The sequence below is a fragment of the Blautia faecicola genome (assembly GCF_004123145.1).
GTDB classification, from domain to species: domain Bacteria; phylum Bacillota; class Clostridia; order Lachnospirales; family Lachnospiraceae; genus Oliverpabstia; species Oliverpabstia faecicola.
Genome location: NZ_SDKC01000001.1, coordinates 2,734,772 through 2,743,846 on the forward strand (window position 1 = coordinate 2,734,772; position 9,075 = coordinate 2,743,846).

The following is a 9,075-nucleotide window of genomic DNA, read 5'->3' on the forward strand; positions in this document are numbered from 1 at the left end:
GCCTCTTTCGCTTTTAAAATTCCCCGAGGAATTTTACCTCTGTCTCCAGCTGCACCTGAAATTTCTCATATACGATCCGCTGCACATCATGGATCAGATCCACCACATCCTTCGCGGTCGCATTTTCTTTATTGATCACAAATCCGCAGTGTTTTTCGGACACCTGTGCGCCGCCTACCTGATAACCGCGAAGACCTGCATCCTGGATCAGTTTTCCTGCAAAATATCCTTCCGGTCTCTTAAAGGTACTTCCGGCACTCGGGTACTCTAACGGCTGTTTGGTCACGCGCTGTTCCTTCAGTTCATCCATACGGCTTTTGATTGCTTCCGGATCACCTTTTTTCAGGCTCAGAACCGCTTCCAGAACAATGTAGCCTTTTTCTTTTACCACACTGGTCCGGTATCCCAGCTGCAGCTCCTCGTTTTTCAGTTCCTTCTGCTCTCCCTCCGGCGTCAGTACGGTGACAGATTCCAGAATGTCTTTCATCTCTCCGCCGTAAGCGCCCGCGTTCATGACCGCAGCGCCTCCCATGGTTCCCGGAATTCCCGCTGCGAATTCCATACCGGTAAGTCCGGCTTCCAGTGCCTTTCTGGCGGTGGCAGATAACAGCGCGCCTGCCTGTACCCGCAGATGTTCTCCCTCTACGGTCACCTGATTCATATTTTTATAGACCTGCAACACAACCCCGTCAAATCCCTGATCGCTCACCAGCAGATTGCTGCCGTTTCCAAGGATAAAGTAAGGCGTCTTCTCTTCCTGACAGATATGTAAGATTTCTCTGATCTGCTCTTTTGTGGATGGCGTCAGAAAACAGGCTGCCGGTCCGCCCACACGGAATGTGATATGTTTCTTCATCGGTTCCTCCCGCAAAAACTGATCACTTTCCACTGTCTGTTCCAGTCTTTTGATTATCTCTTCTCTCAAATTATTCACCTTTTCATTCTCTGTTGCGGGATCTTTTGACGGATCCCGCTGGCAATTACACATAAACTATATTATTATACTATATCTCTTCCGTCCATGGCAAGAGCCGGAAACCTCTTTCTTCCTTATTTTTTCATCTGTGGATGGAAAAACAGGCTCGCCAGATAGCCGAAGATCAATGCTGCACTGATTCCTCCCGCACTTGCCTTAAACCCTCCGGTAAATACGCCGAGGATCCCCGCCTGTTCAATCTCTTCTTTTACCCCCTGAAACAGCAGATGCCCGAATCCGATCAGCGGTACACTTGCGCCCGCATGGGCGTAATCGACCAGTGGTTTGTACAGATGCAGGGCACTTAACACGCTTCCCGCACATACCAGAAGAACCATCACTCTTCCCGGCATCAGTTTGGTCTTATCCAGAAGGATCTGCACCAGCGCACAGATCAGCCCTCCCACCCAGAAGGCATTGATATAATGCATGATCATGACTCTTCCACCTCCCCGTCTGCCCATTCCAGGACGACACCCTGGGCGATTCCCGGTACACTGTTTCCCTCATAGAAGCTTACTTTTGACATCAGCGCACCTGTCGGTACAAAAAGCACCCGTTTCCAGTCTCCGCAGGCGATCTTCGGCAGAATGTAGCCGGCAAGTACCGACGCACTGCAGCCGCACCCGCTTCCGCCCGCATGGGTATCCTGTGTCTCCTGGTCGTACATCAGGATCCCACAGTCTTTGTGATTTTTCACCGCCTGATAGCCTTCTTTTTCGAGAAGATCCAACAGGATCTGCTGCCCGACATAGCCGAGATCTCCTGTGATGATCTGATCGTACGCCTCCGGTTCTCTTCCAAAATCTTTCAGATTCTGTGCAATCGTACTGCACGCTGCCGGTGCCATACATGCACCCATATTCTGGGAGTCTTTCAATCCGTAGTCCACCACTTTTCCTGTGGTAAGTCCTGTGATCTTTACTTTTCCCTTCTTCCGGTTCAGCACGCAGGCTCCGCTTCCCGTAACCGTCCAGGAAGCCGACAGCGGTCTCTGGCTTCCGTAGCCGAGCGGAAAACGGAATTCCTTCTCCGCCGTGGCAAAATGGCTGGATGTCACCGCCAGCACCCGCTCGCCGTGACCGGCCGACAATGTGATGGCTCCGAGACTCAGCGCCTCTCCCATCGTGGAGCACGCACCGAACAGTCCGTACAGCGGCCGATCCAGTTCTCCGATTCCAAACGAGGAGGCAATGGACTGCGCCAGCAGATCCCCGGCAAAGATGATCCGGATATCCTCCGGGGTGCATCCTGCCTTTTTGACCGCCAGCCTTGCCGCCTTCTGCTGCAGCATGCTCTCTGCTTCCTCCCAGGTATTCTGTCCCAGCTGATCATCCGTCTCGATCTCGTCAAAAAAAACTGCCAGCGGACCTTCTCCTTCTTTCTTTCCAACCACCGATGCCCAGCTTTCCACATAGACTGGCTCTTCCAGCCGGATGCTCTGTTTTCCGATCTCCATCTGCTACCACCTTTCTGCCACATACTGGATCAGTCCCAGCACCCATGAGGTCAGCACCCCGTAAAGGATTACCGGTCCCGCTATGGTAAATATTTTGCTTCCGATTCCGAATACCTGTCCTTCCTTCTGGTATTCCACCGCCGGTGCTGCTACCGAATTGGCAAATCCCGTGATCGGCACCAGGGTTCCCGCCCCGCCCCACTTTGCCAGCCGTGGATAGAGGTTCATCCCCGTGGTCAGGGCACTCAGAAAAATCAACGCAATGGAACACCACGTTCCCGCCGTCTTCTCATCCATCCCCGCCGCCAGTGCCCATTCGGTAACTGCCTGCCCCAGCACACAGATCAGACCTCCCACAAGAAAGGCTTTTGCCATATTTGCGGGCAGACTGTGCGTCGGTGTCACCTGTTTGACGTAATCTTCATATAGCTGCTGTTTTTCTTTGTCTTCCTGCATCGTTTCATCCTCATACACAGGTGATTCCACCTGTTTTCTTTCTGTTTTTTGTAACTGTTTTGTAACTATTCAGTAGGCAGTATCCCGCGAGGCGTTTTGGCATGTTTTTTGCCAAAATCCCGAGACATGCAAGCCAAAATGCCATCACCAAAGGTGATTTTAAATGCATTTTGGCTCGTAACTGTGAAGGTACTGAACAGTTACACTGTTTTTCTTCTCTACCTGATCAGTATCTTCCGGTTTCTCCGGTTTTATGCCTGTTTTTCTCATTTTCCGTATCCTGAACTCTGCTCAGCAAAAGAAAAACCAAAGAGAACCGGCTACTTTTCCAAGCGCCATGCTGAGGATCACCAGACCGATTCCTTTGACCAGACCGATCCGGCGGACAAGAATCGCATAGATGTTCACAACCTCTCCGAGCGCTACCACCCAGCTTCCCAGAAAAATCCCGGAGAAACTTCCGTAGACGGCAAGTCCGGCATTCCCAAGCGGCAGTGCTTCCTGGTAGAGAAAGAGCAGATTGCCAAGCACCGCACCGACCATGGAACAGTCCTCATACAGCCGCACCCGCGTGGCGCTTCTCGTAATCCCGGCAAACCGCGGTACGATCCCGAGGCTGATGATAAAAGCTACCACACCGCTTGCGATTGTCATCCCCATACAAAGTCCCACCACGCCAAGCAAGGCTTCTCTCATCCGGAATTTTCCTCCTTTCGACGCTCCATCTCGAGAATCGTCAGATCCACCTGATCCTCGTATTCGCGCATCTCCACTTCCATCGGTGTCGGATCCTCCGTGATCTTCCACTTGCCAAAATGATTAAAGAAAAAGACAACACCGATCCCGATCCCCACCGAATATGTCGCTTCCAGAATCGTCAGCCCGGCGGGATTCGAGGTGAACTGTCCACTGATCCGCTCAAAAAGAGTCGGGATATCCACATCCATATTGAAAGTCATGATAGAAAACATCGTTCCAAAGAATGTGATCAGGCATACAAACGCCGTTTTCAGCCAGCTCATCACTATATTTTTCCCTGCCGGATCCTCGTACGTCAGGATGAACTGCGGTTCGCCGACATGATCCACTTCCACCTTCTCTTCTTTCTTCTGGATCAGCCAGATCAGTTCCATTGCTGAAACCGTATATCTGCCATATTTTTCCGGCTCCAGTGTCAGAACCCGAAGTACTTTGCATCGCTGCAGAACCTCCGGATTGTTGCTCGTAAGATCCGCGATATCGCCAAGACGCACATGAGGATCCGTGATCTTCCGGTTTTTCTCTGTCTGGATATACAGTACATCACCCATGGCACATCGCCTCCAGCCGTTGTACCAGGGTTCCTCCTTTTTGCGTCTGCGGCGTGCCCTGCTGCATCAAAAGCACCGCCAGCACTCCGGCTGCCACCAGAACTGCAAGCAGCCAGATCCACCATTTTTTCCCTGCCATCATACCACTTCCTTTCTTTTGCAAGTAGTATGTGCCAAAATGTGTGCTCTATACTTCCTCCTGCATCTTTTTCAGGATCCGCTTTTCCATCCGCGATACCTGCACCTGGGAAATACCCATCTCTTTTGCGATCACACTCTGTGTCTTTTCCTGAAAATACCGCTGATAGATCAGTTCCCTCTCTTCGCCTTCCAGTTTTCCCAGGATTTCTTCCAGAAACAGGCGGTTCAGCACCCGCTCACTCTGATTTTCTTTTTCTTCCAGCTTATCCATCAGAAGGATCGTGTTTCCCTCCCCCTGATAGATTGTCTGCTGCAGCGATTCCACCTGCACATAGGAATCCATCGCCTCCATCAGTTCCTCCGGCGAGATCCCGAGTTCCCGGGCGATTTCCTGCGTGGTCGGTTCCCTGCCCGTTTGTTTCTCCTGCTGTTCCCGGATCCGGTACGCTTTCGCAGCCGTTTCTTTTAACGAACGGCTCACTTTCAGGATCCCGTCATCCCGCAGATATCGTTTGATCTCTCCGGTAATCATCGGAACAGCATATGTCGAAAAGCAGACTTCATAGCTGCAGTCAAACTTATCCACTGCCTTAATCAGCCCGATCGTTCCGATCTGGAACAGATCCTCCGGCTCCACGCCTCTGTGCTGAAACCGCCGGACGATACTCCAGACCAGCCCCACATTCTCTTCCACCAGTATGTCCCGCGCCTCTTTATCCCCATCGTGTGCTCTCTGTATCAACCCGAGGGTACGCTCCATAGGACCTCCTTTTATGCAAATGGCTGCTGCGTCTGTCCGATCTTCTTTTTCATGCGGACGATGGTTCCCACGCCCACTTTCGACTCCACTTCCACCTGATCCATAAACGCTTCCATGAATGCAAATCCCATCCCGGAGCGGTCCAGATCCGGCCGTGTGGTGTACATGGGTTCCATCGCTTTTTTCACATCCGCGATTCCTTTGCCGTCATCCTCCACCTGCACATACAGTGTCCGTTCACTGACCTGACAGCGGATCCGGATCTTTCGCACCTGATTGTCATATCCGTGGATAATCGCATTAGTGATTGCCTCCGACACGGCGGTCTTGATATCCGCCACCTCTTCCAGCGTGGGATTTAACTGCGTGGTAAATGCCGCTACCGCCACCCTGGCAAATGATTCATTGCTCGATCTGCTGTCAAACGTAAGCATCATCTCATTCTTCTGTTCCATCTTTTCTCCCCCCTTATTTGTTTTCCTTCCAGTTTCGTTCCTTTTCTACTTCCAGCACCTTCGTCACTCCCGCCAGATGCAGGATCCGCCAGATCCGGTCACTGACATGCGTCGCAGCAACACTCCCCCCGAGCAGCCGCAGTTTCTGATACCGCCCCATGATCACACCGATCCCGGAACTGTCCATAAATCCGGTATCCCGGAAGTCAAACTCAATCCGCTGAATATTCCTCTCCCCGATCATTCGGTCTGCTTTTTGCGGAATCTGCCCTGTGGTATGATGATCCAGCTCTTTTGGCATCCGGATCACTAACGTCCGCCCCTTCACCTGAAATTGTTCCATAGATATCCTCCCCTTCTTTTTCCTTCTGACCTGTATTCCCCATATACAAAAAGCAGGGGAAATACAAGTTCTTTTGTATTTCCCCTGCTCTGAGGTTTCTCTTATTGTCCGTCTTCCCCGGAAGTTCCTTCGGCATTGTCTCCGTTACCGGTCTGACCGGCTTCGGTTCCGCCTGTATCCTGTGTACCGGTGGTATCTCCGCTCTGTGCAGTATCCTGTGAAGCCGTCGTCTGACTCTGCGTCTGTGTACTGGTTGTACCGGAACTGCTCTTCTGACCAACCGTGTCAAATCCTTTGCCACCGTTGTCAATATATTTCTGTGCAGTGGTCGCACGTTTCGTACCCGGAAACCGATCCACGATCTTCTGGAAGATCTCTACCGCCTGATCATACTGTTCATTCAGTCGGTAGGAATGCGCCAGCAGATTCAGCACTTCATAGTCCGAATCATCCATCTCCATTGCCTGACTCAGATCGGTGATCGCAGTCTCATAATCTTTCGCGTAAAATGCCTGCTCGCCCTGTGTTTTCAGATTGTTCTTCATCGTCGTCTGGATGTTCTTATAGATCGAATCATAGATTTCTTTCGCATCCACAGACAAAAGATCTGCCTGGACATTCTGTAAAACATTCGCCGCGGAAGTATAATTTCCGCTCTGGAAAGCTGCATACGCCTTGATCAGATTCTCATAACTGGTCGTCTGATTCTGGGCATCCTCGATCTGCTGCTGGGCAGATGCTACCGTTTCTTCCGACTGGTCGATCTGTTCCTGCATCTTATTCATCTCGGCAGACTGTGTTGCCATCGTATTGCTGTAACTTACTACTTTTTCATTCGCCGCTTTGTTGATGCGCTGCGTATTTGCCGGTACCATCAAAAACCATACCAGGCAGGCTCCTACCAGAAAACCAAATCCCAGGTTCAGCAAAGTTGCTGCCATGGAACTCTCCCGGAAGGTCGGCGGCTGGATCACCACATCGTTTTCTGTCCGGTAAGCGACGGACTGATTTCTCGGCGTTCTGTCTTCTTTTTCCCGCAGACCAAATGCCCACCGTCTCGGCTCGAGACTGGTAACCGTTCCGGTCTGCTCGTCTACTTCCCGCAGGAAACGCAGGGTGGTAGAGTTTGTCTTGTCAATCTTCGCCGCTTTCTTCAAGATCCTTCTGGCTTTTTCGTACTCTTCTTTTTTCAGATAGATCAGTGCCAGCAGATGATAGCCCTTGATCAGCTTCGGATTCTGGTTCAGAATCTTTTTCAGCTGGATCACCGCCACATCCTCACTGCCCTTGCGGCAGCACTTCAGACTGTCATTGTACTTTTTGATGGTCTGGTTGATCACATCCAGTTTGTTGGCGTTCTGCTGCAGCCGTTCGATATACTCGGAAGCGATGTTGTTTTCCGGCATGATATTTTTACTGATGATCCATTCACTCAGCGCCGCTACCGCCTCGCCGGTCTCAAAATACACCAGTCCCAGCAGGTTTCTCGCCTGAACATTTAACTTGTTAAACTTCAGGCTGCGCTTTAACAGATCAATGGCTCCGGACAGATCCCGGATCTGCGCCTTGTCCAGCCCCAGATTGTAATAGGTATTGGACAGCTGCCAGATTTTCTTCTGTACTTCCACATGAAAACCACAGCTCGGACAGTAATCCGACTTTCCAAGCGGAGCTCCGCAATTCATACAATTCATGTTTTACCCCTTATTCTTTCCGGTCTTTTTTCTCTGTTTTCAACATCTCCTGCAGGATATCCACGATATCGGTCAGATCCCGTGTATACACCGCACTCTCGATCTCGTCCACATCAAGACACGGTTTGAATTTTTTCAATTCCTCTTCGTAATTAATCATTCTTTTCTCTCCTATGCTTTTGGATTCTTCTGCAGGTACTCTTTGATCTCACCTACCAGATACAGAGATCCAACGCAAAATAACATTCCATCACCTTTTAAAGATAATGCTTTTTCAAATGCCTCTCCTACATTTGCCTCAGCAATCACCTGTTCACATCCGTCTTCTTTGAAAAACTGTGCAAGTTCGGTCGCAGGTACGACTCTGCTGCCACCCACTTCCGTGGCTACGACTGCCCGCGGGCGGATCTTTTCGCTGACCGTGCGGATCATTTTTTCATACTCTTTGTCAGCCACTGCGGAAAATAACAGCGTGATCGGATGCTCTTTTCCAAAATGGCATGCCGTCTCCACAAACCGTGCCACGCCGTCTGCATTGTGTGCACCGTCTACGATAACATCCGGTAAGATCGTCTCCATCCGGCCTTCCCAATGGGTATTTTTCAGTCCCTCGATCAGTTTTTCCACCGGAATCTTATGCACATCCCGCAGCTGTTCCATCGTGAAAAATGCCAGAGAAGCGTTCATCATCTGGTACGGTGCGATATACGGAATCGACAGTTGAACAGTATTATAATACTTACAATGGAAGGAAAAATCAATGCCTTCTCTTGTATTTCTCTGCATCTCATACATATCCTCGGTCAGTGCAAATGCCGGGGAACCCAGTTCTTTTGCCCGTTTTTCGATCACTTCGGAGGCTTCCGGCTGGTGTCCGTCATAGATCACCGGAACCTGCGGTTTGATGATTCCCGCCTTCTCTCCGGCAATTTTTCTGATAGTATCTCCCAGATATTCCACGTGATCCAGGCTGATCGATGTGATAATGCATGCCAGCGGACGGTCTACCGTGTTCGTCGCATCCAGTCTTCCGCCAAGTCCCGTCTCCAGAACCACATAATCCACATCTGCTTCTTTAAAGACCACCATACCCATCAGAAACAGTGTCTCAAAATAGCTCGGGTGATCCAGTCCGTCTTCCTGTGCCTGTCGGATAATCGTCTGTACTTCTTCAAAAGCCTTCACAAACTGTTCGTCGGAGATCATCTCTCCGTTGATCTTAAAACGTTCGTTGATCTTTACCAGATGCGGCGAAGTAAATAAACCAACTTTGTAGCCTCCTGCCCGGAGCATGGAGTCCAGGTACGCGCAGACGCTTCCCTTGCCGTTCGTTCCCGCCACATGGATCACCTGCATCTGATTCTGCGGATCGCCCAGGCGTTTCAGCAAGGCTTTTGTGTGATCCAGAGGGTTTTTCGATGTAAACTTCGGTATCTCTTCAATATAATCTACGATTTTTCTATAATTCAAAATTACCACCA

The 9,075-nt window shown here is 50.5% G+C and carries 13 protein-coding genes; all 13 read right to left on the minus strand.

Annotated elements, in window-relative coordinates; genetic code table 11:
• Window positions 1-13 precede the first annotated feature (13 nt).
• Window positions 14-925 carry a UDP-N-acetylmuramate dehydrogenase gene (gene murB / locus ETP43_RS12355; protein WP_243114273.1) on the minus strand — a complete coding sequence of 304 codons (912 nt, stop codon included), beginning with the start codon at window positions 923-925 and terminating at the stop codon, window positions 14-16.
• Between the two features lie 125 nt (window positions 926-1,050).
• On the minus strand, window positions 1,051-1,407 hold the full coding sequence (spoVAE, locus tag ETP43_RS12360; protein ID WP_129259602.1) for a stage V sporulation protein AE: 357 nt from the start codon (window positions 1,405-1,407) through the stop codon (window positions 1,051-1,053).
• Between the two features lie 2 nt (window positions 1,408-1,409).
• On the minus strand, window positions 1,410-2,435 hold the full coding sequence (locus tag ETP43_RS12365; RefSeq protein ID WP_129258357.1) for a stage V sporulation protein AD: 1,026 nt from the start codon (window positions 2,433-2,435) through the stop codon (window positions 1,410-1,412).
• Window positions 2,436-2,438: 3 nt separating this feature from the next.
• A complete protein-coding gene (locus ETP43_RS12370; protein ID WP_022399999.1) occupies window positions 2,439-2,891 on the minus strand; it encodes a SpoVA/SpoVAEb family sporulation membrane protein in 453 nt (150 codons plus the stop codon).
• 291 nt (window positions 2,892-3,182) lie between these two features.
• Window positions 3,183-3,587, minus strand: coding sequence for a stage V sporulation protein AB (locus ETP43_RS12375; RefSeq protein WP_129258359.1), 405 nt, complete (start codon window positions 3,585-3,587; stop codon window positions 3,183-3,185).
• The gene (locus ETP43_RS12380; protein WP_022400001.1) at window positions 3,584-4,201 is read right to left on the minus strand and encodes a stage V sporulation protein AA; all 618 of its coding nucleotides are present in this window, start codon (window positions 4,199-4,201) and stop codon (window positions 3,584-3,586) included. Before ETP43_RS12380 ends, ETP43_RS12375 begins: the two co-directional genes overlap by 4 nt.
• Window positions 4,194-4,364, minus strand: a complete 171-nt coding sequence (locus tag ETP43_RS17120) for a hypothetical protein (protein WP_164979701.1) — start codon at window positions 4,362-4,364, stop codon at window positions 4,194-4,196. The genes ETP43_RS12380 and ETP43_RS17120 overlap by 8 nt, the downstream gene beginning before the upstream one ends.
• A 24-nt stretch (window positions 4,365-4,388) precedes the next feature.
• Window positions 4,389-5,102 (minus strand): SigF/SigG family RNA polymerase sporulation sigma factor, encoded by a 714-nt coding sequence (locus tag ETP43_RS12385; protein ID WP_129258361.1) that lies wholly within the window; start codon window positions 5,100-5,102, stop codon window positions 4,389-4,391.
• 11 nt (window positions 5,103-5,113) lie between these two features.
• Complete coding sequence (spoIIAB, locus tag ETP43_RS12390; RefSeq protein ID WP_022400004.1) at window positions 5,114-5,557, minus strand: anti-sigma F factor; 444 nt, start codon at window positions 5,555-5,557, stop codon at window positions 5,114-5,116.
• 13 nt (window positions 5,558-5,570) lie between these two features.
• The gene (locus ETP43_RS12395; RefSeq protein ID WP_022400005.1) at window positions 5,571-5,900 is read right to left on the minus strand and encodes an STAS domain-containing protein; all 330 of its coding nucleotides are present in this window, start codon (window positions 5,898-5,900) and stop codon (window positions 5,571-5,573) included.
• Window positions 5,901-6,001: 101 nt separating this feature from the next.
• Window positions 6,002-7,594, minus strand: a complete 1,593-nt coding sequence (locus tag ETP43_RS12400; RefSeq protein ID WP_129258363.1) for a tetratricopeptide repeat protein — start codon at window positions 7,592-7,594, stop codon at window positions 6,002-6,004.
• A gap of 10 nt (window positions 7,595-7,604) precedes the next feature.
• Window positions 7,605-7,754, minus strand: a complete 150-nt coding sequence (locus ETP43_RS17125; RefSeq protein ID WP_022172050.1) for a hypothetical protein — start codon at window positions 7,752-7,754, stop codon at window positions 7,605-7,607.
• An 11-nt stretch (window positions 7,755-7,765) separates the two neighbouring features.
• Window positions 7,766-9,073 carry a bifunctional folylpolyglutamate synthase/dihydrofolate synthase gene (locus ETP43_RS12405; protein WP_334295531.1) on the minus strand — a complete coding sequence of 436 codons (1,308 nt, stop codon included), beginning with the start codon at window positions 9,071-9,073 and terminating at the stop codon, window positions 7,766-7,768.
• Window positions 9,074-9,075 lie beyond the last annotated feature (2 nt).

Bases quoted from the DNA above. Each gene is read 5' to 3' on its own strand.
- spoVAE (WP_129259602.1), bottom strand. From the start codon at position 1,407: ATGCATTATATCAATGCCTTCTGGGTGGGAGGGCTGATCTGTGCGCTG.
- ETP43_RS12365 (WP_129258357.1), bottom strand. From the start codon at position 2,435: ATGGAGATCGGAAAACAGAGCATCCGGCTGGAAGAGCCAGTCTATGTG.
- ETP43_RS12370 (WP_022399999.1), bottom strand. From the start codon at position 2,891: ATGCAGGAAGACAAAGAAAAACAGCAGCTATATGAAGATTACGTCAAA.
- ETP43_RS12375 (WP_129258359.1), bottom strand. From the start codon at position 3,587: ATGAGAGAAGCCTTGCTTGGCGTGGTGGGACTTTGTATGGGGATGACA.
- ETP43_RS12380 (WP_022400001.1), bottom strand. From the start codon at position 4,201: ATGGGTGATGTACTGTATATCCAGACAGAGAAAAACCGGAAGATCACG.
- ETP43_RS12385 (WP_129258361.1), bottom strand. From the start codon at position 5,102: ATGGAGCGTACCCTCGGGTTGATACAGAGAGCACACGATGGGGATAAA.
- spoIIAB (WP_022400004.1), bottom strand. From the start codon at position 5,557: ATGGAACAGAAGAATGAGATGATGCTTACGTTTGACAGCAGATCGAGC.
- ETP43_RS12395 (WP_022400005.1), bottom strand. From the start codon at position 5,900: ATGGAACAATTTCAGGTGAAGGGGCGGACGTTAGTGATCCGGATGCCA.
- ETP43_RS12400 (WP_129258363.1), bottom strand. From the start codon at position 7,594: ATGAATTGTATGAATTGCGGAGCTCCGCTTGGAAAGTCGGATTACTGT.
- ETP43_RS17125 (WP_022172050.1), bottom strand. From the start codon at position 7,754: ATGATTAATTACGAAGAGGAATTGAAAAAATTCAAACCGTGTCTTGAT.